The following is a 25947-nucleotide window of genomic DNA, read 5'->3' on the forward strand; positions in this document are numbered from 1 at the left end:
ATGTTCTTTTTATTTATAATAAAGGTGAAGGGCGATGCAATAAACTAACCAAAATCAAACGGGATGAGTAAAGAATTGCAAAGACTTTGAGTTAAATCCTGGCTTATGGTACAAATTTGGCGTGTTCAACTACCGAGGACAATTTTGATCCGCAAAGACGAGAAGCAACACCGCGGATAATTGTAATTTTATGGACAATATGTTCAGGACGTACTCTTCAAACCACACGGCTGTATTTTTCACCTCTTTTTACCTGCTTTCTGGTGAGCAACACTGGCGCACCGCACTATAGTCATATCTTCTGCCTGAGCTGGCGCTAAGCGCTTAGCTATCTGATTTCAATTCGTATTTTTTGGTTTGCTGCGTACAGCGAGCCACGATGGATTATATTCTCAAGCAGGAGAAAAACATGTTTTACTGGATCCTTTTAGCTCTGGCAATTATCGCGGAAATTACCGGCACGCTGTCGATGAAATGGGCAAGCGTCAGCGAGGGTAATACCGGATTTATTTTAATGCTGGTGATGATTTCCCTTTCTTATATTTTCCTCTCGTTTGCGGTGAAGAAAATTGCGCTGGGTGTCGCATATGCCCTGTGGGAAGGGATCGGCATTTTATTAATTACGCTGTTCAGCGTGCTGATATTTGACGAAACATTAACAACCATGAAGATCGCTGGCTTAACAACGCTGGTCGCGGGTATTGTGCTGATTAAATCGGGTACCCGTAAACCGACTAAACAGCTGAAGGAGCAGAACCATGCAACAGTTTGAGTGGGTTCATGCGGCCTGGCTGGGGCTTGCCATCGTGCTGGAAATTCTGGCGAACGTTCTGCTGAAATTCTCCGACGGTTTCCGTCGTAAAGTTTATGGCCTGCTGTCGATTGCCGCGGTGCTGGGGGCATTCAGCGCCCTGTCCCAGGCAGTCAAAGGGATCGACCTGTCGGTGGCCTATGCGCTGTGGGGCGGTTTTGGTATCGCCGCCACGCTGGCCGCAGGCTGGGTACTCTTCGGGCAGCGTTTAAATAACAAAGGCTGGATCGGGCTTATACTGCTGCTTGCCGGCATGATCATGATAAAACTAGCCTGACAGACTTCACGCCATGATTTACAGGCAGCGAAATTCGCTGCCTGTATTACGCTTAGAAAAGCAAAACCGTGAAGAGGATGGCTGATGTATCGCACATTAAGCTGGCGCAATATTCCCAATGCGAGAACGTTGTTTGCCATGGTCTTCATGGCGGGGATCGGCTTAATTATCTCCATCGTCGCACTTCTCTATCTTTCCCTGCATCTTATCAGTACCAAAACCAATGAAATTGATGAACACCGCACGGCGCTTTCCGTGCAGGGCGCCATTCAGACATCGGTGAATCGCGTCTCCTCACTGGTGCTTGATAACGCCGTCTGGGACGATGCGGTGCGGGAGGCTTACCGCTCCACGCTGGATACCGACTGGTTGTACAACACCTGGGGCGCCGGCTTTAAAATCAACAACCTCTATGACGGCACCTTCGTGCTGGATGAACATTTCAATGTCATCTGGGGCTCGTTTAAAAGTCAGCCTTTTCAGGAGACGACGCTCGATTTTTTCGGCAAAGGCCTGAAAGCCCTGATTGACCAGCATGCGCGCGCCTTAGCGAGCGAGAAAAATATCTATGCCGGGATCAGCAAAACGCGAAGCGGCGTCGCCTTTGTAGGGATTGGGCTGATACGCCCAATGGTTGGACGATTGCGGGTGACCGATGGAACGCGCCGTTATCTGGTAATTACCCGTCACCTGAACGCCCGAATATTATCTGACCTGGGGGCGACCTTTCAGATTGAAAACCTCAACTTTACGCCGGAAAAAATCAACGCGCTGAGCATGCCGCTGCGCAGCGCGGCAGGGGAGTTGGTCGGCTATCTGAACTGGCAGGCGCGGCTTCCGGGCGCGCAGGCCGCCCGGGCGGCCTCTTCTGACATCAGACAGATTGTGGTGCTGGCCTCGGCTCTGATCCTGCTGTTTATTCTGGTAAGCAGCGTGGGGCTGTACAAGCTTGCCCGCGGAGAGAGTCTGGCGCGTCTGGTCGCCAGAACGGACTGGCTAAGCCGTCTGCCGAACCGGCGTGCGCTCATTGAAGCGCTGGACCGGGTGAGTTTACGCGGGGATATCGACGTCAAAAGCGTGGTGTTCATCGATCTGGATGGCTTTAAAGACGTCAATGATATCTACGGTCACAGCGTGGGAGACGATCTCATTGTGGCGATTGCGAAAACACTGAATGAACGCGTGCCGCCGGGCGGAATGCTGGCGCGAATGGGCGGGGATGAATTTGCCATGACCATTGGCGGAGATAACGCGGAGGCCCGGGCCGCCGCGTTTGCCGTTTCGGTGCTGGACGCGTTCGCCACCCCGATTCAGCTGGGGGAACGCACAATCCATATGGGGGCCAGCATCGGTATCGCCAGCGGAACCCTGATTGAATGCACCAGCTCCGAGCTGTTTCGTCGCGCCGATATTGCCATGTATCATTCCAAAATGAGCGGGAAAGGGCGGATTACCCACTACGACGCCGAACTGAACAGCGCCCGTGAACGCAAGCTGGCGATTGAGAATCAGATCCGTAACGGCCTGGAGCGTGATGAGTTCGAGGTCTGGTATCAGCCGATTATTGACGCCCACAGCCAGAAAATGAGTAGCGTCGAGGCGCTGGTCCGTTGGCCACGGCGTCCGGAAGGGCCCCTGGGCCCGGATACCTTTATCACCATCGCGGAGACCAGTGGCCTGATTTACAAACTGGGGCAGTTTGTGTTGCAGCGGGCCTGTCAGGATCTGCAGCCGTACAGTGACTTAACGCTCTCGGTTAATATCTCCCCCGCACAATTTCGCGATCCTGCCTTCGAAGAAAAAGTCGCCAGCGTGCTGGAGATCACCGATTTTCCGGCCAACCGACTACAGCTTGAGGTCACCGAGTCCTATGTGCTGGAAAACCCGGAGCGTGCCCGCATGGCAATAGCCAACCTGAAAGCGTTGGGTATCGCGGTAGCGCTGGATGACTTTGGCACCGGTTATTCAAGCATTGGCTATTTAAGGCGTTTCAACTTTGACACCATCAAGATCGATAAGTCGCTGGCCGGGTTGGTAGATAATGATGAACAGGCGGCCGCGCTGGTGAGCGGCACGGTGCGGATCGCCAATGCGCTGGGCATGGCGGTGGTTGCAGAAGGGGTCGAAACCGAAAAGCAAATGAAACTCCTGCGGCTGGCTGGCTGCGATCAGCTGCAGGGTTTTTGGTTCAGCCAGCCCATGCCGATAGAGTCAATCAAGGCGTTACATCAGGTCAGACGGTGCTGATTTACTGCTGCGCCAGCGCTTCCAGCTGGTCGCGAAAACCGGTGACGGACAGGGCCCGGTTATCGGCACGCCAGCGGTCTTTCGCCGCCGGGGCGGAGCTCTGAACACCGATCAACTGCCAGCCGTTTTCCGTTTTCAACATCAGCGGTGAGCCGCTATCGCCTGGTAACGTATCGCACTGGTGAGAGAGTACGCTGGTTTGTGCCCAGCCGGTCACAATGCAGTCGGTGTGCGTGTAAAGCGTATCCAGATGATCGACAGGATAGCCTGATTGCGTCACCTTGCGGTCGGCGGCTTTCAGCGCGGCGGTAAGGGCGGCTTTATCACCGTCAAATAACGGCAGTGGCGTAATACCTGAAGGCGGGTAGCGTAAAACGATCAGGCCAAAGTCCCATGAAGCGGCGCCGGGTGGCACAATCCAGCCGTCACCATCCGGTTTCAGGCGTTTGCCGAGAGAGGGATCCACCCGTCCTTCAATGCCGTGGATTTCATAGCGCCAGGTGCCTTTTTGCGACACAAAGCGCAAGGCAACTGCTTTATCCGGCTTGCCGTTTGGTGGCGTTAACAGACAGTGGCCTGCCGTCAGGGCAAGCTGCGGGGTGATCAACGTGGCGGTACATAAGTTACCGCTGGCGGTTTCCAGCTGACCTATAGCATCCCAGGGGGCCTGGGTGGGATCGGCGACGCGCGTGCGATCGTCATGACCGAAAAAAAGCGTCTTTAGCTCTTTCGCGCTAATGGTGTCATCACCGCCATCATCCGCATGTGAGAATCCAGAAAAAAGACCAAACGTTCCCAGTAACAACACAACAGATTTACGCATATCACACTCTGGTGGGGGTAATTATGATTATTAAAAGTGAACCCTATGAAAATACTATAGACGGGACAGCGCTAAAGTGGGAGTAAAATCAGCGTGCTACATTCAGGAAAGATAAAAATGGCTGGCGATGAGCGCGCATAAAATAAGCAGGATCAGAATCAGCTCAAACCGATAGCGTCGCAGCATACGCCCTCCGGATAAAAAAACGGCGCGGAACCTTTTCCGGTTCAGCGCCGGTTTACCAACGTGCCCCGAAGGGCACGGTTAAGCTTGTACTCTTACGCAGCTGGCTGTGCAGCTGGTTTAGCAGCTTCGTGTTTTACTGCTTTTTTGTGATGCTTTTTAGCAGCCTGCGCTTTCTGTTCTACAGCTGGTTTGGTCGCTTTTTTGTGGTGCTTTTTAGCGGCCTGCGCTTTCTGCTCTACAGCAGGTTTAGTCGCGTCTTGTTTTACGGCTTTTTTGTGGTGCTTTTTAGCCGCTTGCGCTTTTTGCTCAGCAGCAGGTTTAGCGGCTTTATGATGTTTCTTGTGGTGTACCGCTTTTGCAGGCGCAGCGGTGGTGGTTGCAGCTGGCGCAGCGGCAGCTGGAGCAGTTGCAGTAGTCTCAGCAGCGAACGCAGCAGAAGACAGACCCATAGCAGCGGCAACAACCAGAGCTAATACTTTATTCATGTTCATACCCTCGAATTTGGTTTTTCATTTAACCCCACTGCGGGGCCGTTGAAATAACTATATCCCTGTAAATTCGGGGTTTCCGTGAGTGATTGGTATCGGCGTGTAACGGAATGTACAAAGGAGGAGAAGCGTGTACGAACAGACCCGTTCGTACACGTGAGGGCTATTTCTTTAACGCAGCCAGAATTGCAGCCGGTGGCTGGCTGCCAACAATCGAGCGTGATTCAGGCTCAATGACCACCATGAACGGTGTGATGTTGATGCCCAGCCTTTCAGCCAGCGCAGACTGGCGAGCGATACGGTCGGAACAGGCCTGTGTTGTGTCGTTATCCGGTAAAAAACCCGTCATCGCTTTTTGCAGGCTTTTGACCCTGTCGGTTGAACACCAGACGCGCCCCATATCCTCAATGACCGAGTCGCGAATAGCGTCGGGGGCAACGGTCAAAAACGACATGGTCAAACCGGCATCCGTATACTGCCTGACGTTTTTCACCACGTTGCTGCAGTAGATGCACTGGTTATCAATAAACACCAGTAGCTTGTATTTTTCTGCGGGAGCCTGAAATGTGATGGGCTGGAGGTCAGCGAGAGAGTGGGTGATATCGTTATATGCTTCTTGCGGAGTGTTATCCGCGGCCGCGAAGGTGCTTAAACTCGTCGCACACAGTACGGCTAACGCCATCGTTTTCATTATGCCTTTCATTATTCATCCCTTTATTTATTGTTAACCCTGGCCTGATTGCGGTGTATTTATATGGCCAGGATTTAACTACATACCTTAAGTGCGCTCGGAAAGGAATGTGCAAAATCATCTTCTTATGCAGAAGGGCAAGAAAAATGCCGGAGCGCGCTCCGGCAGAAGGGAATTACAAATAACGTGAAGTGAGATGTTCGCGGAAGTAACGGATATTGAGATCTTCTCCCGTCGCCTGGGTAATCAACTGCGAGGTGGTAAAGCGGCTGCCATGCTGCCAGATGTTCTGGCGCAACCAGTCAAACAGCGCCGAAAAATCACCTTCAGCGATTGAGGACTGCAGATCCGGAAGCGCCGTTTTCGCCGCATGGAACAGCTGTGCGGCATACATGGCCCCCAGCGTATACGACGGGAAGTAACCAAATCCACCGTCGGTCCAGTGAATATCCTGCATACAGCCGTTGCGGTAGTTGTCTTTGGTTGATAACCCAAGCCAGGCCTGCATTTTTTCGTCCCACAGGGCGGGAATGTCGTCCACCTCGATCTCGCCGTTGATCAGCGCGCGCTCAATCTCATAGCGCAGCACCACGTGCGCCGGGTAGCTCACCTCATCGGCATCCACGCGGATATAGCCCGGCTTCACGCGCTGGTTCCAGGCGATAAAGTTCTCTTCGCTGAACGCCGCCTGGCTGCCAAAGCGGGCGTGCACCGCAGGGAGAAGATGTTTAAGGAAGGCCTCGCTACGGCCAAGCTGCATTTCAAAGAACAGGCTTTGGGATTCGTGGATCGCGGTTGAGCGGGCGAGGGCAATCGGCTGTCCTGCCCAGGCGCGCGGCAGGTTTTGTTCGTAGCGCGCGTGTCCGGTTTCGTGGATCACGCCAAACAGCGCGCTGAGCAGTTCATCTTCGTCATAGCGCGTGGTGATGCGCACGTCCTCCGGTACGCCGCCGCAGAACGGGTGCGCACTCACGTCCAGGCGACCGCCGTTAAAATCGAAGCCGAGCATCTTCATCGCTTCCAGCCCCAGCTCGCGCTGTGTTGCCGTTGGGAAGGGGCCCTGCGGGGGAACAAACGACCGTTGAGCCTGTTTTTCCACCACGCTTGCCAGCAGGTCCGGCAGCCAGGATTTCATATCGCCGAACAGAACGTCCAGACGGGCGCTGGTCATGTCGGGCTCAAAAATATCCAGCAGTGCGTCGTACGGTGTGCACCCTTTGGCTTCGGCCCGCAGACGAGCCTCTTCGCGGCTGAGTTTGACCACCTCTTTCAGGTTGGCGGAAAAGCCCTGCCAGTCGTTAGCGGGGCGCTGGGTGCGCCAGGCGTGTTCACACTTGCTGCCCGCCAGGGATTTGGCCTCCACCAGCGATTCCGGCAGCAGCGAGGCCTGCTGATATTGACGCGTCATTTCCCTCAGGTTGGCGCGTTCGACGTCATTCAGATCTTCACCTGCTGCCGCAGCCAGCAGATCGCCCACTTTCTTATCGGTCAGAATTTGGTGTTGCAGGACGCTCATTTCTGCCAGCGCTTCGCCGCGCGCGGCGCTGCCGCCAGGCGGCATCATGGTAAACATGTCCCAGCTGGCGATGGAGGAGAGGTGCGAGAAACGGGAGAGGCGCTGGAAGGTGCGGGTGAGTTGCTGATAAGCCGATGTTTTTTCCATTCTTGTTCTTCCTTATCGTTTTGGGAGTGTTCAGGGAGTGTAACGTGATTTAGGGAGGATGAGTGCACTTTTGATGCAAGGGGCGCGAAGCCCCTTATCAATCAGTCGTAGAGCCACTTTCCTGCTTTTGCGGACTCTGCGAACATTCTTACGGTCAACGGGATGCGGGTTGCCTCTACGTCTTCCCGCTTCAGCTTAAACCAGCGATCTAACAATGGGGTATTCTGCCAGGGAAAATAACGAGACCAGTTCACACCAGACAAATCGACGTTGAACTCTTTTTCGTACCGATTTAATGCATCGTGTAGGTCATCGCCTGGTGAATCGAATAAATCGGAATCCAGTTCCAGAGGAACTTCTTTCCAGTCGTTATCCAGATAGCCAGGAATTTCATCCCGAAACATAAATAACACGTCGTCTACGATGCTCATTAGAAAGATGTCCACGCTATGCGGTCTTTTGGTCGTGCAATCAAGTTGTATTTTTCTTGCGTACGCGTTGAAACTCGATGAAGAGTCAGTGAAAGTGAGGCCCACCCCAGCCATGGGATATAGCGACCAATTACCGCTGCGAGTTTGTTAGTTGGCTGCATCCTGACGCCTACGGGAGTGGGAATTTTAATCCCGAAAGGGAGACGGGCGTCCCGTAAAATTATTCGCGCGTACTTTGAAACAACGCTTGTTCCCAGGGTAGCGCCTTCTGGTTTTGCCCGAGTAACTAGCCACGGTTGCCCACCTAAAATTGCCGCACCTGAAACGGCATCTATCCCCAATTCCAAACAGAACTCCTCCAGAAAAATGATCTCAAGTAACTCACCTGGCGTGACGTTTGAATGGCCTCTGTAGAAGTAGGTTCCGTTAATCTCTTCGGTTGTATCCATACTAATACTCCAGTTAAGCCGTCGCCCGTTCATTCCATGCGTCAGAGAAAATGATATTGCCGTCGTTATGCTTCCACGTAATTTTCTCGTAGCGCAATTCAACCGTTTCGAGGTGGTTGTTATTGCTGTCTCCCGGCGCCGCCATAGCAGGTGATACAGAAACAATCCGCACGCCTTCCAGAAGAATATTGAAGTACTCTGCTTCAAGACCTGCATCATTAATCTTATAGAACTTGAGTTCAGCTTTTTGCAGAGCCTGACCTGTCGCGACGGCTTTATAGAGATAGGGTGATGAGTAATCGAATTCCTTTACGATCATCATCGGGGAGTGGATGCGCTTACCCGTAGGTTTACCGGTTAGATTATCGGTCGGTGTCGACAGGTTGTGATGAAATCCTTTGAACTCAATACTGTATTCCCTGTGCTGCACATCACAACCGCCTTTGATTAGCGCGCCACCATCATCGTAAAGCCACATATTGCCTGGAATAGCCACTTTAAATCCCTCTTTCGTGTAATGAAGGCGCTGAGCTTACAGAGAGATAGGGTGATGTTGTATGCACGATAGGGTTATAATTAATTGTTTTTACTTAATTATTCATTAAGATTAATTAACGTAAGAAGACATCCCCCGCACAAAAACAGGCGGGGGATAGCGTTCGTTTATTTCAAACGCTGATGAAGACTTCCCCCCACCAGCAGCGCCGCGCAGAGCATCAGCGCGATAAAGCCGCCCACGCCGTTCCAGCCGTAGTGATGCCAGAACACGCCGCCGAGCGTCCCGGCGATGCTGGAACCCAGATAATAGCTAAACAGATACAGCGACGATGCCTGTCCTTTGGCACGCCGTGCGCGCGGGCCAATCCAGCTGCTGGCAACCGAGTGGGCGGCAAAGAACCCTGCGGAGAAGAGCAGCATGCCGGCAAAAATCAGCCACAGGGAGGAGAAGAGGGTCAGCAGCAGGCCGACGAGCATCACTGCCGTGAAGAACAGCATCACCGGACCGCGCCCATAGCGTGCGGTCATCGCCCCGGCTTTCGGCGAACTCCAGGTGCCGGTCAGGTACGCCACGGAAAGCAGACCCACCACCGCCTGGCTCAGATGCCACGGAGAGAGCATCAGGCGATAGCCAATATAGTTAAACAGCGTGACGAACGAGCCCATCAGCAGGAAGCCGGTCAGGAACAGGTGCGGCAGTCCCTTATCGCGCCAGTGCAGGCGGAAATTGATAAACAGCGTTTTTGGGCGCAACGATGTTGGACGAAAATGGCGCGACTCCGGCAGAATTTTCCAGAACATCAGTGCGGATGCCAGCGCAAAACAGCCGATCACCGCCAGCGCAATTCGCCAGCTAAAGAAGTCCGTGAAAACCCCGCTCAGCAGGCGTCCGCTCATGCCGCCAATCGAGTTCCCGCTGATGTAAAGCCCCATCGAGAACGCCACAAAACTCGGGTGGATCTCCTCGCTGAGGTAGGTCATCCCGACCGCCGCCACGCCGCTGAGCGATAGCCCAATCAGCGCGCGCATCACCAGAATGCCGTGCCAGCTGGTCATCATCGTTGAGAGCAACGTACAGACCGAGGCCAGTATCAGGGCGGTCACCATTACCTGTTTACGGCCGATGGCGTCGGACAGCGGGCCGGTAAAGAGCAGGCCAATCGCCAGCATAGCGGTTGAAATGGAGAGCGATACGCTGCTGCTGGCAGGTGATACGCCAAATTCGTGCGAAAGCACGGGCAGGATCGGCTGAACACAATAGAGCAGGGCGAAGGTTGCCAGACCGGCTGAAAAGAGCGCCAGCGTGACGCGCATAAATTGGGGGGTACCACGTTTAATGAACTGAACCGGCTGCGATGCTGCAGGTAAATCATTGATATCGCTTGCCGGATCGATACCAATCGTAGTTGTACGACTCACACAGTTTCCTTGCTTAAACATCCCCGTGATTTCTGGTGACGGGTATGACCACACCTTCAGGGTAGGAAAATGTAAATATTCTGTCTAATATATTAATAATCTCAAATGATACTTTAAAAATATGAATATCGAGCTGCGTCACCTTCGCTATTTTGTCGCTGTCGCTGAGGAGCTGCATTTTGGCCGTGCGGCGGCACGGCTGAATATCTCTCAGCCGCCCTTAAGCCAGCAGATTCAGATCCTGGAGCAGCAGGTCGGAGCGCGTCTTCTGGCCCGCACCAACCGCAGCGTGAGCCTGACGGCGGCGGGGAAACAGTTTCTTGTCGACAGCCGACAGATCCTGAATATGGTTGAGGATGCCGCCGCCCGGGCTGAACGGCTGTATCTCGGTGAGACGGGGGAACTGCGAATTGGGTTTACCTCATCCGCACCGTTTATCAGCGCCGTCTCGGAGACCTTGTCGTCATTTCGCCGCCATTTCCCCGATGTTCATATTCAGACGCGTGAAATCAATACCCGCGAGCAGATCGCGCCGCTCAATGAAGGTACGCTGGATCTGGGGTTGATGCGCAATACCCAACTGCCGGACACGCTGGCATGGGAGGTGATTCTGCGCGAACCGCTGATGGCTATGATCCCTCACGATCACCCCCTGGCCTCGCGTCCGACGGTTTCACTGGCCGAACTGGCAAAAGAGCCGTTTGTCTTTTTTGACCCGCAGGTCGGGACGGGGCTGTATGACGATATCCTGGGGCTGATGCGCCGCTACGATCTTGCTCCGGTTATTACCCAGGAAGTGGGGGAGGCGATGACCATTATTGGCCTGGTCGCCGCCGGGCTGGGGGTTTCTATTCTCCCGGCCTCCTTTAAGCGGGTGCAGTTGCGCGAAATGCGCTGGGTTCCCCTCGCGCAAGAGGATGCTGTGTCAGAGATGTGGCTGGTCTGGTCAAAACATCGTGAACAGAGTCATGCCGCACAGCGTTTCAAACAGCAGCTCATTAACGCCTCATCGGGGCGAGATTTTGTGGCAAAAGGGGGTAAAAACGTGCGGTAAATCACATGGCTAAGTAAATATTTGACGCCGGCCATGGAAGTGCTTCACCATAGCCAAAAGTTTATTTCGATGCTCGAAAATAAGGGAGTACGAGGTGGTTGCTGATAGTCAGCCAGGGCACATTGATCAGATTAAGCAGACCAACGCTGGCGCGGTATATCGCCTGATTGATCAGCTTGGTCCGGTTTCGCGTATCGATCTTTCGCGCCTGGCACAACTGGCACCTGCCAGTATCACCAAGATTGTCCGCGAAATGCTGGAAGCGCACCTGGTTCAGGAAACGGAAATTCAGGAGCCGGGCAGCCGTGGCCGTCCGGCAGTCGGGCTGGTGGTCGAGACGGAAGCCTGGCACTACCTGTCACTGCGCATCAGCCGGGGGGAGATCTTCCTTGCCCTGCGGGATCTGAGCAGCAAGCTGGTGGTGGAAGACCGGCTTGAGCTGCCGCTCAACGCTGAGCAACCGCTCCTCGAGTCGATTGTGTCGCATATCGATCGCTTCTTTATCCGTCATCAGCAGCGGCTGGAACGCTTAACGGCGATTGCCATCACCATGCCGGGCATCATTGATACCGAAAATGGCATTGTTCACCGCATGCCGTTTTACGACGACGTCAAAGAGATGCCGCTGGGTGAAGTGCTGAAAAACCATACCGGCGTGCCGGTCTATATTCAGCATGACATCAGCGCCTGGACAATGGCGGAGGCGCTGTTTGGTGCCTCGCGCGGGGCGCGGGATGTGATTCAGGTGGTCATCGACCATAACGTCGGAGCGGGCGTGATCACCGACGGGCGTCTTCTCCACGCTGGCAGCAGCAGCCTGGTGGAGATCGGCCATACTCAGGTCGACCCGTACGGTAAGCGTTGCTATTGCGGCAACCACGGCTGTCTGGAGACCATTGCCAGCGTGGAAAGCGTGCTGGAGCTGGCGCAGGTGAGGCTCGGCCAGTCCATGAGCTCTTCGCTGCACGGACAACCCCTGACGGTAGATTCACTCTGCGCTGCGGCGCGCCAGGGCGATCTGCTGGCAAAGGACATCATTACCGGCGTGGGGAATAACGTGGGGCGCATTCTGGCCATCATGGTGAACCTCTTTAACCCGCAAAAAATCCTCATTGGCTCGCCGCTCAGCCAGGCGGCGGAGATCCTGTTCCCGGCGATCTCGGCCTGCATTCACCAGCAGTCGCTCCCCGCGTACAGCAAAAATATTGCGGTAGAAAGCACCCAGTTTTCCAACCAGGGGACGATGGCCGGCGCAGCGCTGGTCAAGGACGCCATGTATAACGGCTCGCTGTTGATCCGCCTGTTGCAGGGCTAACTCTTTTCCGCAGATGTAAGAAAAATTGCGCTATCTCAAGCCGGGTAGCGCACGCATCCCGTAGACTTCCTCCACTGAATTATTTACCTGGTTTATATTTTCGAAGCATACCCAAGAGGTGGAGTGAGTCATGCTTAAGCGTTTCTTTGTTACTGGTACAGATACCTCTGTCGGCAAGACCGTCGTATCCCGCGCATTGCTGCAGGCGCTGGCAGCAAGCGGTAAACGCGTGGCAGGGTACAAGCCGGTCGCAAAAGGGAGTAAAGAGACGCCAGAGGGATTGCGTAATAAAGACGCCCTGGTACTGCAAAGCGTCTCGTCACTGGAACTGCCTTATCACGCGGTTAATCCTGTTGCGTTAAGCGAAGAGGAGAGCAGCGTGGCGCACAGCGGTATGATCAATTATCCGCTGCTGTCCGACGGGCTGGCGAACCTCAGCGAGAAGGTCGATCACGTGGTGGTTGAAGGCACGGGCGGCTGGCGCAGCCTGATGAATGACCTGCGTCCGCTCTCTGAATGGGTGGTGCAGGAACAGCTTCCGGTGGTTATGGTCGTGGGTATCCAGGAAGGGTGCATCAACCATGCGCTGCTGACCGCGCAGGCGATTGCCAATGACGGCCTGCCGCTGATTGGCTGGGTGGCAAACCGAATCAACCCGGGCCTGGCGCACTACGCTGAAATCATCGACGTGCTGAGCACCAAGCTGCCGGGGCCGCTGGTGGGGGAACTGCCTTATCTGCCCCGTGCCGAACAGCGCGAGCTAGCGCAATACATCGATCTCTCGGCCCTCGGTGGCGTGTTGACCGTAGACCGAGTCGTGGCGTAACGTTCGCGACAGCACGGACGCCAGCACGCAGGCGACCAGCAAGCCGGGCAGTAAAAAATATTGTCCGGTCATTTCACAGACCATCAGCGCCGACATAATAGGCGCATGGGTGGTGGCGGCGAGCAGCGTTGCCATCCCCGCCAGCCCCAGCAAAATCGCCGTTTCAGACCCCGGTAACCACAGCGCGAAGAGTTGGGCGAAAAGCATGCCTGTCGCCATGCCGACAAACAGCGTGGGCGTAAATACCCCGCCCGGCGCTCCTGAGCCGCTGCTGGCCAGCACCGCCAGCAATTTACAGATAAGCACCCCGGCGATCACCGTCAGCACCGGCGGGGCGAGCAGAAAAGCCTGAACCACGCTGTAGCCATTCCCCCACACCTTAGGCGTGAGGAGGGACAGCAGCCCGACGATCAAACCGCCGAGCGCCAGCTGCCATGGCGGAGAAAGTTTAAGACGCAGGAACAGCCCGTGGCTGCAGTCCATCAGCCACATCAGCAGCGGTCCGCAGAGCCCTGCCAGCAGACCCATGGCGACCAGCAGGCCATAATCCGCCGCGGTGAGCATACCGCTCAGATGCACGGCGTAGAGCGTACCCGCACCCGGTGCGAGGAGCTGCGTGGTGAGAAGCGCCACGACCGCGGCGATCGCTACAGGGCCGAGCGAGGCCAGCATTAGGGTGCCAAACAGGATCTCTGCAATGAACAGGCTGCCGGCTAAGGGCGCATGATAAGCGCTGGCCATCCCGGCGGCGGCACCGCAGGCGATCCATAACTTCCATTCGGATTTGGGCGTAAAGCGCCGGGCAAAGAAGGAGGCGGCGAGAGCGGCGAGCAGGATCATCGCGCCTTCACGCCCGATGGCGCTGCCGCTGGCCACGACCAGCAGCGACGCCAGGGATTTCACAAGGCTGGCGCCGTAATCAAACTGGCCGTCGCCCGTCTCCAGCGCTTCCATATAATCGGTGGGCGCATGAGGCCGCTGGGCGGTCAGCCGTTGCCATCCCCAGAGCAGCAGCCCGGCAGCCAGCCCGCCCAGCGCGGGCGTCAGCGCACGCCGCCAGGGAGAGAGCGACGCGGCAGCATTCACCAGGCTGCCGCTGTCGTTGCTGAGAAGCAGCCACTCCAGCAGGTACATGCTGTGACGGAACATCGCAACGGCCAGCGCGGCCAGCACGCCGGTGACGGAGGCAATCAGCAGTCGACGAAACATCGCGCGGATGTCGGGATACGCATGAAGACGTTGCATGAGTCGTAATTAAACGGGGACGATACGATATTGTGGCGGGAAATCGCGGGGTTAGCAAAAGGTCTGCGTGCGAAAAAGCCGGGCAAAGCCCGGCCGGAAAGGTTAGCTGTCGCTGTGAATATTCAGCGCCCGACGCGTACGGCCGGAACTCAGGTACTCGGCAATATAGTCCTGGGAAATCTCGCCGTTGTAGCGCCCGTCCTCATCCACAATCGGCATCCAGCTGGTATTGCTCTCATACAGACGTGACAGGACCACGCGCAGGTTATCTTCCGCTTTGCCGGTCATGCGGAACGGATGCAGAATATCGGCGCAGGTACCGCTGGCGTTACGCGCTTCGCGACGCTTCACGAAGCCCAGCGGTTTGCCGTGCTCGTCGACCACCGTCACGGCACGAATATCATTATCATCCATGGTGGCAAAGGCTTCCGGAAGCGGCGTAGAGCCGCGTACAGTAATGGTCGGCTGCTGGTCGGTCACGTCGCCCGCGGAGACCAGCAGCAGGCGTTTCAGGGTGCGGTCCTGGCCGACGAACGAGCCGACAAACTCATTCGCCGGTTTCGCCAGCAGTTCATCCGGGCTGGCGCACTGGACGATTTTCCCCTGCCGGAATACCGCGATACGATCGCCAAGCTTCAGGGCCTCATCGATATCGTGGCTGACCAGCATGACGGTTTTTTTCAGCTTGCGCTGCATCTCCAGGAACTGGTTCTGGATCACCTCGCGGTTGATCGGGTCCACCGCGCCGAAGGGTTCATCCATCAGCAGTACCGGAGGATCTGCCGCCAGGGCGCGAATGACGCCAATGCGCTGCTGTTGCCCGCCGGACATCTCGCGCGGATAGCGGTGGAGAAACTTATGCGGATCCATCGCCACCATATCCATCAGCGCTTCGGCGCGGGCTTTACAGCGCGCTTTGTCCCAGCCCAGCATGCGCGGTACGACGGTGATGTTCTCTTCAATGGTCATGTTCGGAAACAGGCCAATCTGCTGGATCACGTAGCCAATGTTGCGGCGCAGGGTCACGGTGTCCATGCCGCTGGTGTCTTCGCCGTTAATCAGGATCGTCCCGCTGCTGGGGGTGATGAGACGGTTAATCATTTTCAGGGTGGTGGTTTTCCCGCAGCCGGACGGGCCGAGCAGGACGCACATTTCCCCTTCGGGCACGTTCAGGTTGACGTTGTCGACGGCCCTGAAGGTCTGGCCGTGCTTCTGTGAAAAGTGTTTGGTGAGGTTTTCCAGTTTTATCATTATCGAATCCCCTTTGGAGTCAGAACCACCTGCAGACGGTGCAGCAGCCAGTCGAGCACAATCGCTAAAAGACAAATCATCAGCGCGCCCGCAATCAACATGCGAATATCGCTTCCGCCGATACCGTTGAGCAGCAGCAGGCCGAGACCGCCCGCGCCGATCACCGCGGCAATTGCCATCACGCCGATGTTCATCACCACGGCGGTGCGGATCCCGCCGAAAATCACCGGCAGTGCCATCGGAATTTCAACCCAGCGCAGGCGCTGCCAGAAGGTCATGCCGATACCGCGCCCGGCTTCGCGCAGGCCCGGCGGCAGGCTGTCGAGCGCGGTGTGGGTGTTACGCACAATCGGCAGCAGCGAATAGAGAAACACCGCCGTGATGGCGGGCAGGGCGCCAATTCCCTGACCGATCAGCGAAAACAGCGGGATCATCAGGCCAAACAGGGCAATAGACGGGATGGTCAGCACGATAGTGGCGAGTCCCAGCACCGGCGTCGCCAGCCACTTGTGACGCACAATCAAAATGCCCAGCGGGACGCCGATGAGAATGGCTAAGCCTACGGCCAGCGCCACCAGCCACAGATGTTGCAGCGTCAGGGTCAGCAGGTAGTCCCGGTTGTCCAGAATGTAGTGAATCGTCTCCATAGCGCCTCCTACAGCAACTGTTTGCTACGCAGGAAATCTCGGGCGACCTGCTGCGGTGACTGATGGTCGATATCCACCTTCTTGTTCAGTTCGGTGATAACGTCGTTATTGAGCTGGGCGGAGAGGGTGTTGAGCGCCTCTTCCAGGCCCGGGTTGGCCTCCAGCGTCTCCTTACGCACCACCGGGGTGACCGCATAGCTCGGGAAGAAGCCTTTATCATCCTCCAGCACTTTCAGGTCAAAGCCCTTCACGCGCCCGTCGGTGGTGTAGACCAGTCCTGCATCAACAAAACCATCGCGCACCGCGTTATAGACCAGACCGGGATCCATCTGGCGGATCTGCGGGCGGTCCAGGGTCATGTGATAGGCCGCCTGCAGCGGCTTCATGCCGTCGCTGCGCCCGGCAAATTCCAGGTCTAAGCCCAGCAGCCAGTTTTTGTCCGGGTTGGTTTTACGGACCTGTTCAATTTTCGCCACCATCTCTGACATGGTGTTGATATGTTCCGCCTCGGCGCGCTTGCGCTGCATGGCGAAGGCATAGGTGTTGTTCATGTCGGCGGGCTTGAGCCATACCAGACCGTGTTTCGCGTCCAGGCGTTTCACCGTCTCGTAAGACGCCTGCGGCGACATGCGCTTGTTGATGTGGTTAAAGATGATTAATGACGTGCCGGTGTACTCCCACGTCATATCAATCTGTTTGTTGATCATCGCGTTACGGGAAATCACCGTGGCGATATTGGTTTGCGGCTGCACCTGAAAGCCTTTCTTTTGCAGGTACTGCACGGTCATCGCCGAGAGAATATGCTGCTCGGTAAAGCTCTTGGTCGCCAGAATCAGCGGGGCCGCCATCGCCTGACCGGTAAACAGCGCCGCGGCACACAGCGCCGCCAGGCAGGAAATCAGTCTCATACAAACTCCTTGTTATTGTTATCGGGGGAGATGGGGACTCATCACGCGACCCAGCGCCGCCAGCAGGCTATCGAGGATCAGGGCGAACAGAGCGGTGGCCGCCGCGCCGAGGATCAGGGTCGGGAAATCGTTCAGATAGATGCCGGGGAAAATGAGCTCGCCGTAGCTGCTGGCGCCAATCAGGAATGCCAGCGGCGCGGTACCGACGTTAATGGCGGTGGCGATGCGGATCCCCGAGAGCATGACCGGCCAGGCGTTTGGCAGTTCAACCTGACGCAGACGCTGCCATCGGGTCATCCCAATCCCGTTTGCGGCTTCCAGTAACGACGCCGGGACCGCGCACAGCCCGGCGTAGGTATTGCGCACAATCGGCAACAGCGAGGCGAGGAACAGGGCGATAATGGCGGGCGTATCGCCGATACCAATCACCACCATCGCCAGCGCCAGCACGGCCAGCGGCGGCAGCGTATTGCCGACGTTGAAGATTTGCATCACGTATTCGGCGATCCCCCGCGCCGCCGGGCGGCTCAGCAGGATCCCGGCCGGAATACCCACCAGCAGGGCAAAAAACATCGACGATAAAACCAGAATCATGTGCTGTTGCCCGAGATAGAGCAGGTCTACCTGGCGCGCCCGGATTGTCTCCAGCCCAATACCCCAGACGAGGAGGGCGAGGACCACCAGAATGGCGCCGACAAACAGCAGCGAACGTTTGAGTAATGGGTGCATTGCGGTGTGTCTCCCTGTGCGCATGCGTTATAGCAACCACCGGTTGCCTGTTGTTATGCCATGTTTCGGCAGGGGTAGATGTCCTATAGCAAGCGTTTGGGAAGGGTTCCAGCGAAGGGGGAAAATCAGTAACCCTCTGAAACTAGTGGCAACATCAGGTCAGGCCTTATGGCATAAGGCCTGATTGTGAGGCGGGCAGAATAGTCCTAAAGAAGAGATTGAAATGTGACGTTGTCACGAATTTAAAGCCGCTCGCAGGGCGGAGAGGAAAAAAATTACGCCGTTTTCGCCGCTTTGCGTTGCCACTCCCGCCAGATTTCCTCCAGCCCTTGCCGGTAGGTGGTGACGGCAAATTCAGGGAATCGGCGTTTGAATTTCGTCGAATCAAACAGGTTGTCGTCGTCGTACCTGGGCAACAGCTCCCGTATTTCACGGGCGCCCTGCGAAAACAGCGCCGTCGCGGCGAAGGCCAGCTTGCCGAGGATGGCGTAGTCCGCTGGCTGTCCGAAGATCTCACAGGCGAGAGCGACGAATTGCTGGTACGTCAGCCTTTCGTCGCAGCAGGGTAAATGCCACGTCTGGCCGAAGGCGTCAGGGGTATTGCCCAGAAGGGCAAGCGCTCGGCTGGCATCCGGCGTCCAGATGAGGGTGCGAAGCGTGTCGTCACGGACCGGAACGCGCGGACGCTTATGCTGCTTCAGCCTGTCGATAATAAGCGTATTGGTGAAGCTCTGCGTTTTATCGGGCCCATAGAACTCAGGCGCGCGACCGATGAGCACGGGAATGTCACCCCGTTTCATTTCATCAAGCACACGGTTGGCCATTTCTGCCCGGACTTTTCCTTTCCGTCCCCGGGGGGCAAAGCGCGTCTCTTCTGTCTGCGGCACCGCGTTCTGGGGGTACATATAGGTGTTGTCGAAATAGACGAATTTTGCACCCGCCTGCCGCGTGGCCTCCAGGGCATTTTCCAGCATGGCTGGAAACTGACGTTCCCACAGCGCGGAATCAGGCGGCAGACCGGCAGTAAAGTAGACTATGTCGCTACCATTAACCGCGTTCTGCGTCTGCCCGGCATCGAGGAGATTGGCCGAAACGGTGACATCGCTGTCGTTGATTTTTTGCGGATGGCGGCTGACCAGCCTGATATCGTCGGTGTAGCCGCGTTTGAGCTCGCGGGTCAGTTCACGGGCGATTTGCCCGCTGGCGCCCAGAATAGTTTGCATTTTAGCTCCCTGATGAGATGACGATCCGGTTGACCGTATAAAAAGTTTAAGCTTAAAGTAAACTTTAAGGTCAATATGCCAGAGTGAACGAAATGAAAATTGGCGAACTGTCGAAAATAACGGGCATTGCCCCGTCGCGCATTCGGTTCTATGAGGCGCAAGGTTTACTGCCGCGCCCGGTCAGGCAGGAGAACGGATACCGCGCCTATTCCACCGATGCGGCAACGCTGCTGAACATTATCGACAATGCGCAGCGTACCGGGTTTACCCTCGAGCAAATACGCCGCTTCCTGCCGCAGCCACAACAGCGCTGGGATCATGAGGGCCTGATCCAGTCCCTTAAGACGCGTATTGCTGAGATAGAGGCGATGCAGAAGCAGCTTGAGGAAAACCGTAAAGAGCTGCTGACGCTGGTTGCCAGTCTCAGCAACCGGCCGGAGGGCATCACCTGTGACGACAACATGCAGCGTCTGCTGGGGCAGCTGCAGCACTCAGACGGAAGCACGAACCCGTCGAACGCGCGTTGAGACAGTGATAATTGAGACGGTGGCGACCACGGTGAGCATCACCCCGAGTATCAACATGGCGTTGAAGCCAATCCACCTGAACAACATAAGCCCCACGATACCGCCGGAAATAAACGAGAAAAGGGTGGTTAAGTGGGTTTTCAACTGACTTTTTTGCGCCGCCGTATCTTTGGAGTAATCCCTGCGGAGCATCGCCACCATGACAGAGGCCAGCGCGATCCCCGCGTCCGTCAGCGTGCCGGTAATATGCGTTGATCTCACCCGACCGCCGGAAAGCTGCGTGGAGGTGGAATTATGAATGCCCATCAGAAAGCAGAGAAAAAGAATAATCTCGCGGTTGCTGGTGAGGGCATGAAAATACATCTCGTAGAAGGAAACGCCGGTCAGCAATATCCCCTCGACAAACAGGATCTGGCAAAAAACCAGCCTGACATTATGGATAATACCCCATATCACGATCGTTCGCGCAATAATGGCGCCGGCCACAAAAGAGAGAATAATCGAGCCGAAGAAAATAATATCGCTCAGGTCGGTGGAAGAGACTTCGCTGGATAATTGCGAGGTGTTGCCGGTCATATGTGAGGGGAAAAAGCCAAATGCCCCAAGGGCGATGGCGTTCAGCAAACCTGCAGAGGTCGCCAGCCAGAGAGCAAGCCGGCGATCCTCCTGGTGCGTTCGTTCTTTCTTGAGTTTAATCAGCAAGAATACCTCCGGGTTGAGCTTTGCATGATTATTCAGGCTAGCAAAGCGGTGCAACGGGCTGTCCAGGATATGACTTAATTATTATTCCCTCTGACGACAATCAGGGTTTCGTAATTAAATAAAACAGCCTCGCTGCGGATATTCATTCTGACAGTATGATTTATACCATGCCGTTATTGCCGTGGCGCAAAAACGCCGGGCGCTGGTTGAGACGTTCAAACCAGGCCTCAATAGAGGGCACGTCTGGCTTATCAAACGGCGTCATCTTCCAGCGATTCACCGACAGCCCAAGCACCACATCCGCAAGGGTAAACGTCTCGCCCGCCGCAAAGGCACCGGTGCGCTGCAATTGATTCTCCAGGATAGTGATGCAGTGGTTCCACTCCTGGATCCCCGCCGCAATGCGCTCCGGGTCGTTAAAGTCCGGGTTTTTACGCCCCAGCGCCGGGAAGACATAGCGCCAGGCGTTATTGAATTCGGTTGCCTGCCAGTCCATCCAGCGCTCAACGTTGGCGCAGGCCTGCGGTTCTGCGGGCAGCAGATCGTGACGTCCGGCCTTGCGCGCCAGATAACGGCAGATGGAATTGGACTCCCACAACACGAAATCGCCATCAATCAGCACCGGCACCATGGCGTTGGGGTTCAGGGCGCGAAAGGCATCCGTTTCCGTCGAGGCAAAACCGCTGCCGTAATCTTCCTGTTGATACTCGAGGCCTGCTTCTTCGCAGGTCCAGAGCACTTTACGCACGTTGATGGAGGTGGTTTTGCCGAGGATGTTGATCATTGCGCAGGTGTCCTTTAATGGATGTTATTGTTTAAAAATAATACACCTGCGAGGCAGAAAAGCGTCAAAAATCCTCCGGCGCGTTATTTGTGAAGACGCGAAAGCAGAAACGTCAGCGCAGCCGCACAGAGGAGCACAATGCCACCCAGTGCAAACGTGCTCTGCCAGCTGTAGCGATCGAACGCTATACCGCCCGCCGTTGAACCGAGCGCAATGGCGAGCTGGATCACCGCGACCATCAGACCACCGCCGGCTTCGGCATCCTCCGGCAGCGTTCGCGCAATCCACGTCCACCATCCCGTTGGCGCCGCCGTTGCCAGCATCCCCCACAGGCCTGACAGCAGGGCGACGATCCACACGTTATGGCCCGTCAGAATCAACGCGACTGCGATGGCGGCCATCAGCAAAGGGAGCGCGATCAGCGTCACGTAAAACGCGGCATTAAGCACCACGGCAACGAACAGGGTACCCACAAAACCCGCGACGCCGATGGTGAGCAAAATCAGCGACAGCCCGGTTCCACTGACCTGGGTGACGGTTTCAAGGAACGGGCGCAAATAGGTAAACAGCGCAAACTGACCCATAAAGAACAGGCCGCAGGCCATCAGACCGACGGAAACCGCAGGCTGGCGGAATAGCCGAAAAACGCTTCCCTGTGACGCACCGTTTTTACGCCCCTGCATGTCCGGCAGGCTAAAACACTGCCAGATGAACGCCGCTATCGCCACCGGCACCAGGCAAAGAAATGCGCCGCGCCAGCCAATGGTAGCGCCAAGGTAGCTGCCAAGCGGGGCGGCCACCACCGTTGCCAGCGCGTTACCGCCGTTGAAAATGGCCAGCGCGCGCGCAACCTGGTGCGGGGGAACAAGGCGAATGGCCGTTGCGGCAGACATGGACCAGAACCCGCCGACGGCAATACCGATCAGGGCGCGGCCGAGCATATACGTCAGATAGTTCGGGGCGAAACCAATAACCAACCCCGAAAGTGCCATCAGCAGGGTCATGCCCAGCAGAAGGTATTTACGATTCATATTCCCGGCGAGCTGGGAAAGGAAAAGGCTGGTCAGAACCGCCAGCGCGCCGGAGATGGCAATTCCCTGGCCGGCAAGCCCCTCTGTGACATCCAGCGATCTGGCGAGAGGGGTAAGCAGGCTGACGGGCATAAACTCAGATGCAATCAGAACAAATACGCAGAGGGTCATGGCAAAAACGCCGCTCCAGCGCGCATGTTCAGCGTGTTGTGGTGGGGTATGGCTCAGTGAGGGCATAGTCTATTTTCGCGAAGAGCCACCCGCGCAGAACGGGTGGCGTAGGGGTTTATTTCAGGCTGGCTTTGAAGAACTGCGCAAACAGGGCGAACGGGATCTTCCCGGCAGCATTGTCGTAAAGATCGACATGGTTTGCGCCCGGAACAATCACCAGTTCCTTCTGCTTGCTGCCGACTGCTTTAAACGCATCTTCTGCAAAGTAGCGAGAGTGCGCCTTTTCACCGGTCACGATAAGCGTCGGGATAGCGATCTCGTCGGCATAGCTCAGCAGCGGCATATTCATAAACGACAGCGGCATTGTCGCGGTCCATGCGCCGGTGGAGTTGACGGAACGGGCATGGAAGCCGCGCGGCATCCGGTAGTAATCAAAGAACTCCTTGAGTACCGGATTTGGGTTGGCGGGTAACGCGTCCGGCAGAATACGTTCCGCAGCGGTCACCTTGCCGTTGGCATCGACATAGATGTCATGGCCGCCGTGCGCGAAGGTGCCGCGCTCGGCATCTTTCCAGCGCTGCTCGTTCAAATACTGCAGGACGGCACGGCGATCGGACGTTGAATAACGATCTTTGCCGTCGCCCACCCCGTGACCCATCGCCCGGCTCATGTCGTACATCACGCTGGTGGCGACCGCTTTCACGCGGGTGTCCATGGAGGCCGCATTCAGCGCCATACCGCCCCAGCCGCAGATGCCGAGAATACCAATGCGATTACGATCAACCTCTTTCTGTAACCCCAGGAAATCAACCGCCGCGCTAAAGTCTTCGGTGTTGATATCAGGAGACGCGACGTTGCGCGGCTGGCCGCCGCTTTCGCCTGTGTAAGACGGATCGAATGCCAGGGTGACAAACCCTTGTTCCGCCAGGGTCTGCGCGTACAGGCCGCTGGATTGTTCCTTGACCGCGCCAAACGGCCCGCTCACGGCAATGGCCGCCAGCTTGCGGTCGCCGCGGTTTTTAGGCAGATACAGATCGCCCACCAGCGTGATTCCGTAACGGTTCTGGAAAGTCACCTTACGGTGGTCGACTTTATCACTCTCGGCGAAGGTTTTGTCCCAGGTGGTCACCATGGAAACAGGGGCGTTTGGATTGGTTGTCTCAGCATAACTCATTGTTGTCACTCCACTTAATGATGCACATAGCAGCATCGCAACGGACAGTTTTTGGGTGAATGTTTTCATGAAAAGGTGCCCTGTGTTGTTGTGATGCAGGCAGTATAGTGAGCAAAAATAGTGCTGATTAGGGCCCGAAAACTGCTAGGATTAATACCAGATTGTTATAAATGGCGAGTCATGATGGCAAAGCGGGAAAACTACAATGAGCTGTACCTGTTTATGCAGGTGGTAAGGGAGGGGAGCTTCACGGCGGCCGCACAGCGGCTCGGCCTGGCGCAATCCGGGATCAGCCGCTCGGTTCGCGAGCTGGAAGAGCGGCTGGGCGTTCAGCTTCTGGTCCGTACCACGCGCAAGCTGTCGCTGACCCACGCCGGGGAGCAGCTCTATCAGACCGCCGAGTCTGCGTTTGATGCGCTTGATACGGGTCTGGCGACGCTGGCGCACTACCGCCAGACGCCGTCCGGTACGGTACGCATTAATGCCAGCCAGCACGCCATCGACAAATGCCTGTTGCCAAAGCTCGCTATTTTTAAACAGCGTTACCCGGATATCCGGCTGGAGCTGATAAACGAAAGTCGCTTCGTTGACATCATCGCTGAGCGGTTTGATGCGGGCGTCAGGCTGGGGCCAGAGGTAGGGCAGGGAATGATCGCCGTGCGCATTACCCCTGATATGGAAATGGCCGTAGTGGCTACCCCGGAACACTTTCGCCGCTACGGTTTTCCCCAGACGCCTGCGGATTTAGTGGTTCATCCCTGCATTGCCTACCAGTTTGCCGACGGGGGTGACTACCAGTGGGAGCTGGTTCAGGACGGGAAGAGAATCACCCATCGGCCAGAGGGGCAATGGGCGCTGTCTGACAGCTACATGGAAGCCGAAGCCGCCCGGCTGGGGCTTGGGCTGGCCTATGTTCCGCTGGAGCTGGTGGCTGACGATCTGGAGCGCGGAACGCTTATCCGGGTGTTGCAGCGCTACAGCCTGCGCATGGACGGGCTGTATCTTTATTATCCCCATCGCAACGTGTCGCCTGCGCTGAGAGCGGTGATTGATACCCTTAAAATTTAGGGCAGCGTTGTCTTTCTGGAAGACGCCTCGCAAACCGCAAAGTAACCGTGTGAAATTCAGGGTTATGTCTTTTCTACAATCGTTCGGGGTCGTAAAGTGCCTGCGTTGCGGCATATCCGCAATCGGGGGTAGGAACCCGCATCTACCATATAGTGACATTTCGTATGTCGCGGCAGCACCGATCCCGTTACAATTGCGGTGGCGCTGGCGGAGCAGCCGTAAGGCTGGCCGTTTTTCTATATGGGCGGTATTCCTACCTCTGTCAGCGCTACCCCCCGAGCGTAGGAACTCAAGGGGTGGTTACATGGATTACATATAGAAGGATGCTGGATATGACTACTATCCCAACCCTGACCTATCTCCCGTCTGACGAAAACGTCATTCTGCAACTTATCTCCCGGCCGCTTCCGGCTGATGCCGATCTGTTTGACGTCGCCGACAACTGCGCCGCGCTGGTGAGCGTACTGGTCGAAACCGATGATGTCGGGAGCCGTACTGCACTTTGCGAGCGTCTCCTTCAGGCTCTGCGCAGGCTGCGTGAACTCTGCGATGTCGATCTTCCACCATACCTGATTGAACAGCTGATCATCGGTGAGAAACTGAATTCCTGCGTGCCCGATTGCTGGCAGGACACCTTAACGCAGGTGGACTATGTTCTGGCGCTGACGCAAGCGGTGAAGGGGGAAACGCTGCCCGCTCACGTAACAAAAGAACTGACGGGCCTGCTGCACGATATGGTGTGGCTGCTGGCTGAGTTTGTGAAGGAGCCGCGCATTACTGCGCATTAAGGGACTGGCGTGGAGAGGGGGTAGCGCCCCTTTGTAACCGTGATTAGCGTGATCAGTTCCCGGTATCCAGAAGCGACGTACCGTAGGAGTTGTCGATAGTACAACGCCAGCGACCGTCGCTCTCCAGTCGAAAAACATAGGTCGCGCGGCGGGATATTTCTGTTATCCCGCCCTGAGCATCAGGAAAGCGCAGAACGGTTTCCATGATAACGAGGGCGTTATCCCCACCTTCGATCACCTGCATCTCCCCTTGTTCGACCGCTAACTGGCCCTGAAAATAATCAGAGATGGCAATAAATGCGCTGCGGATGTTCTCTTTGCCTTTAACAGTCATGCCGGGCTTGACCACCAGAGCCGCGTCTTCGGCGTAGTACTCCATCAACGCGTCATAGTTTTTGGTGGTGATGGCGTGGTCACAGGATTCGATGATCTGGCGTAGCGGATGTCGGGTCATACGCAATTCCTCGGGGAAGGGGGAACGCGTATTAACGTAACAGCTCGGCGCGTTTGTATAGCTACCA

The 25947-nt window shown here is 56.2% G+C and carries 29 protein-coding genes and 1 pseudogene; 10 read left to right on the forward strand and 20 right to left on the reverse strand.

The features are described 5' to 3' along the window. Positions 1-121 precede the first annotated feature (121 nt). From C1N69_RS23145 to C1N69_RS10055, 4 genes and pseudogenes are all read left to right on the forward strand, one after another. Positions 122-292, forward strand: a pseudogene (locus C1N69_RS23145) (protein YdgV). A gap of 117 nt (positions 293-409) precedes the next feature. After that, positions 410-772, forward strand: a complete 363-nt coding sequence (gene mdtJ, locus C1N69_RS10045) for a multidrug/spermidine efflux SMR transporter subunit MdtJ (RefSeq protein WP_025758605.1) — start codon at positions 410-412, stop codon at positions 770-772. Continuing rightward, on the forward strand, positions 759-1088 hold the full coding sequence (gene mdtI, locus C1N69_RS10050) for a multidrug/spermidine efflux SMR transporter subunit MdtI (RefSeq protein WP_025758607.1): 330 nt from the start codon (positions 759-761) through the stop codon (positions 1086-1088). Before mdtJ ends, mdtI begins: the two co-directional genes overlap by 14 nt. A gap of 84 nt (positions 1089-1172) precedes the next feature. Further along, on the forward strand, positions 1173-3335 hold the full coding sequence (locus tag C1N69_RS10055) for a bifunctional diguanylate cyclase/phosphodiesterase (protein ID WP_047958430.1): 2163 nt from the start codon (positions 1173-1175) through the stop codon (positions 3333-3335). A 1-nt stretch (position 3336) separates the two neighbouring features. Here the strand turns inward: C1N69_RS10055 and C1N69_RS10060 are convergent, their stop codons facing one another. The 9 genes from C1N69_RS10060 to C1N69_RS10095 form a co-directional block, all read right to left on the reverse strand. After that, on the reverse strand, positions 3337-4158 hold the full coding sequence (locus tag C1N69_RS10060) for a trypsin-like serine peptidase (RefSeq protein WP_045284891.1): 822 nt from the start codon (positions 4156-4158) through the stop codon (positions 3337-3339). Between the two features lie 102 nt (positions 4159-4260). Further along, the gene (ydgU, locus tag C1N69_RS23195) at positions 4261-4344 is read right to left on the reverse strand and encodes a small membrane protein YdgU (RefSeq protein WP_021241182.1); all 84 of its coding nucleotides are present in this window, start codon (positions 4342-4344) and stop codon (positions 4261-4263) included. Between the two features lie 92 nt (positions 4345-4436). After that, positions 4437-4829 (reverse strand): acid resistance repetitive basic protein Asr, encoded by a 393-nt coding sequence (gene asr / locus C1N69_RS10065; protein WP_045284890.1) that lies wholly within the window; start codon positions 4827-4829, stop codon positions 4437-4439. A gap of 166 nt (positions 4830-4995) precedes the next feature. Beyond that, complete coding sequence (locus C1N69_RS10070; RefSeq protein ID WP_025758611.1) at positions 4996-5535, reverse strand: thioredoxin fold domain-containing protein; 540 nt, start codon at positions 5533-5535, stop codon at positions 4996-4998. A gap of 163 nt (positions 5536-5698) precedes the next feature. Continuing rightward, positions 5699-7186, reverse strand: a complete 1488-nt coding sequence (locus C1N69_RS10075; protein ID WP_155031094.1) for a carboxypeptidase M32 — start codon at positions 7184-7186, stop codon at positions 5699-5701. A gap of 101 nt (positions 7187-7287) precedes the next feature. Then, on the reverse strand, positions 7288-7632 hold the full coding sequence (locus C1N69_RS10080) for a DUF1493 family protein (RefSeq protein ID WP_154232896.1): 345 nt from the start codon (positions 7630-7632) through the stop codon (positions 7288-7290). After that, positions 7617-8066: an STM2901 family protein gene (locus C1N69_RS10085; RefSeq protein ID WP_059385282.1), complete on the reverse strand. Its 450-nt coding sequence runs from the start codon at positions 8064-8066 to the stop codon at positions 7617-7619. Before C1N69_RS10085 ends, C1N69_RS10080 begins: the two co-directional genes overlap by 16 nt. Positions 8067-8079: 13 nt before the next feature. Further along, a complete protein-coding gene (locus C1N69_RS10090; protein ID WP_059385283.1) occupies positions 8080-8562 on the reverse strand; it encodes an Hcp family type VI secretion system effector in 483 nt (160 codons plus the stop codon). Positions 8563-8729: 167 nt separating this feature from the next. Then, positions 8730-9983: an MFS transporter gene (locus tag C1N69_RS10095; protein ID WP_155031095.1), complete on the reverse strand. Its 1254-nt coding sequence runs from the start codon at positions 9981-9983 to the stop codon at positions 8730-8732. Between the two features lie 121 nt (positions 9984-10104). Here C1N69_RS10095 and C1N69_RS10100 point away from each other — a divergent pair, with 121 nt between their 5' ends. The 3 genes from C1N69_RS10100 (at position 10105) to bioD (ending at position 13178) form a co-directional block, all read left to right on the forward strand. Next, positions 10105-11037, forward strand: a complete 933-nt coding sequence (locus tag C1N69_RS10100) for a LysR family transcriptional regulator (RefSeq protein WP_095449734.1) — start codon at positions 10105-10107, stop codon at positions 11035-11037. A gap of 94 nt (positions 11038-11131) precedes the next feature. After that, positions 11132-12352: a sugar metabolism global transcriptional regulator Mlc gene (mlc, locus tag C1N69_RS10105; protein WP_025758620.1), complete on the forward strand. Its 1221-nt coding sequence runs from the start codon at positions 11132-11134 to the stop codon at positions 12350-12352. A 130-nt stretch (positions 12353-12482) separates the two neighbouring features. Then, positions 12483-13178, forward strand: a complete 696-nt coding sequence (gene bioD / locus C1N69_RS10110; RefSeq protein ID WP_025758621.1) for a dethiobiotin synthase — start codon at positions 12483-12485, stop codon at positions 13176-13178. Here the strand turns inward: bioD and clcB are convergent. From clcB to C1N69_RS10140, 6 genes are all read right to left on the reverse strand, one after another. After that, entirely contained in the window at positions 13113-14423 is a 1311-nt protein-coding gene (gene clcB / locus C1N69_RS10115; RefSeq protein WP_155031096.1) for a voltage-gated ClC-type chloride channel ClcB, read from the reverse strand. The genes bioD and clcB overlap by 66 nt on opposite strands. A 102-nt stretch (positions 14424-14525) precedes the next feature. Further along, entirely contained in the window at positions 14526-15674 is a 1149-nt protein-coding gene (gene osmV / locus C1N69_RS10120; protein ID WP_059385287.1) for an osmoprotectant ABC transporter ATP-binding protein OsmV, read from the reverse strand. Further along, on the reverse strand, positions 15674-16321 hold the full coding sequence (osmW, locus tag C1N69_RS10125) for an osmoprotectant ABC transporter permease OsmW (protein WP_045284879.1): 648 nt from the start codon (positions 16319-16321) through the stop codon (positions 15674-15676). Before osmW ends, osmV begins: the two co-directional genes overlap by 1 nt. An 8-nt stretch (positions 16322-16329) precedes the next feature. Beyond that, positions 16330-17229: an osmoprotectant ABC transporter substrate-binding protein OsmX gene (gene osmX / locus C1N69_RS10130; protein ID WP_095451405.1), complete on the reverse strand. Its 900-nt coding sequence runs from the start codon at positions 17227-17229 to the stop codon at positions 16330-16332. Positions 17230-17247: 18 nt separating this feature from the next. Continuing rightward, entirely contained in the window at positions 17248-17958 is a 711-nt protein-coding gene (gene osmY / locus C1N69_RS10135) for an osmoprotectant ABC transporter permease OsmY (RefSeq protein WP_155031097.1), read from the reverse strand. 275 nt (positions 17959-18233) lie between these two features. Beyond that, positions 18234-19181 (reverse strand): NAD-dependent epimerase/dehydratase family protein, encoded by a 948-nt coding sequence (locus C1N69_RS10140; protein WP_155031098.1) that lies wholly within the window; start codon positions 19179-19181, stop codon positions 18234-18236. A 92-nt stretch (positions 19182-19273) separates the two neighbouring features. On the opposite strand from C1N69_RS10140, the gene C1N69_RS10145 reads away from it, so the two are divergent. Next, positions 19274-19708, forward strand: coding sequence for a MerR family transcriptional regulator (locus C1N69_RS10145; protein ID WP_155031099.1), 435 nt, complete (start codon positions 19274-19276; stop codon positions 19706-19708). Here the strand turns inward: C1N69_RS10145 and C1N69_RS10150 are convergent. The 4 genes from C1N69_RS10150 to C1N69_RS10165 form a co-directional block, all read right to left on the reverse strand. After that, a complete protein-coding gene (locus tag C1N69_RS10150) occupies positions 19673-20410 on the reverse strand; it encodes a YoaK family protein (RefSeq protein WP_095449812.1) in 738 nt (245 codons plus the stop codon). The two genes, C1N69_RS10145 and C1N69_RS10150, sit on opposite strands and share 36 nt — an antisense overlap. A 160-nt stretch (positions 20411-20570) precedes the next feature. Then, positions 20571-21194, reverse strand: a complete 624-nt coding sequence (locus C1N69_RS10155; protein WP_155031100.1) for a glutathione S-transferase family protein — start codon at positions 21192-21194, stop codon at positions 20571-20573. Between the two features lie 83 nt (positions 21195-21277). Continuing rightward, positions 21278-22462: an MFS transporter gene (locus tag C1N69_RS10160; protein WP_155031101.1), complete on the reverse strand. Its 1185-nt coding sequence runs from the start codon at positions 22460-22462 to the stop codon at positions 21278-21280. Positions 22463-22511: 49 nt separating this feature from the next. Further along, complete coding sequence (locus C1N69_RS10165) at positions 22512-23639, reverse strand: alpha/beta hydrolase (RefSeq protein WP_155031102.1); 1128 nt, start codon at positions 23637-23639, stop codon at positions 22512-22514. Between the two features lie 114 nt (positions 23640-23753). On the opposite strand from C1N69_RS10165, the gene C1N69_RS10170 reads away from it, so the two are divergent. Both C1N69_RS10170 and C1N69_RS10175 read left to right on the forward strand, forming a co-directional pair. After that, positions 23754-24638 carry a LysR family transcriptional regulator gene (locus tag C1N69_RS10170; protein ID WP_155031916.1) on the forward strand — a complete coding sequence of 295 codons (885 nt, stop codon included), beginning with the start codon at positions 23754-23756 and terminating at the stop codon, positions 24636-24638. Positions 24639-24970: 332 nt separating this feature from the next. After that, the gene (locus C1N69_RS10175; RefSeq protein ID WP_063618767.1) at positions 24971-25426 is read left to right on the forward strand and encodes a hypothetical protein; all 456 of its coding nucleotides are present in this window, start codon (positions 24971-24973) and stop codon (positions 25424-25426) included. Between the two features lie 52 nt (positions 25427-25478). Here the strand turns inward: C1N69_RS10175 and C1N69_RS10180 are convergent, their stop codons facing one another. After that, positions 25479-25880, reverse strand: coding sequence for a YybH family protein (locus tag C1N69_RS10180; protein ID WP_104556851.1), 402 nt, complete (start codon positions 25878-25880; stop codon positions 25479-25481). Between the last annotated feature and the right edge of the window lie 67 nt (positions 25881-25947).

Source organism: Enterobacter sichuanensis, from assembly GCF_009036245.1.
GTDB lineage: Bacteria > Pseudomonadota > Gammaproteobacteria > Enterobacterales > Enterobacteriaceae > Enterobacter > Enterobacter sichuanensis.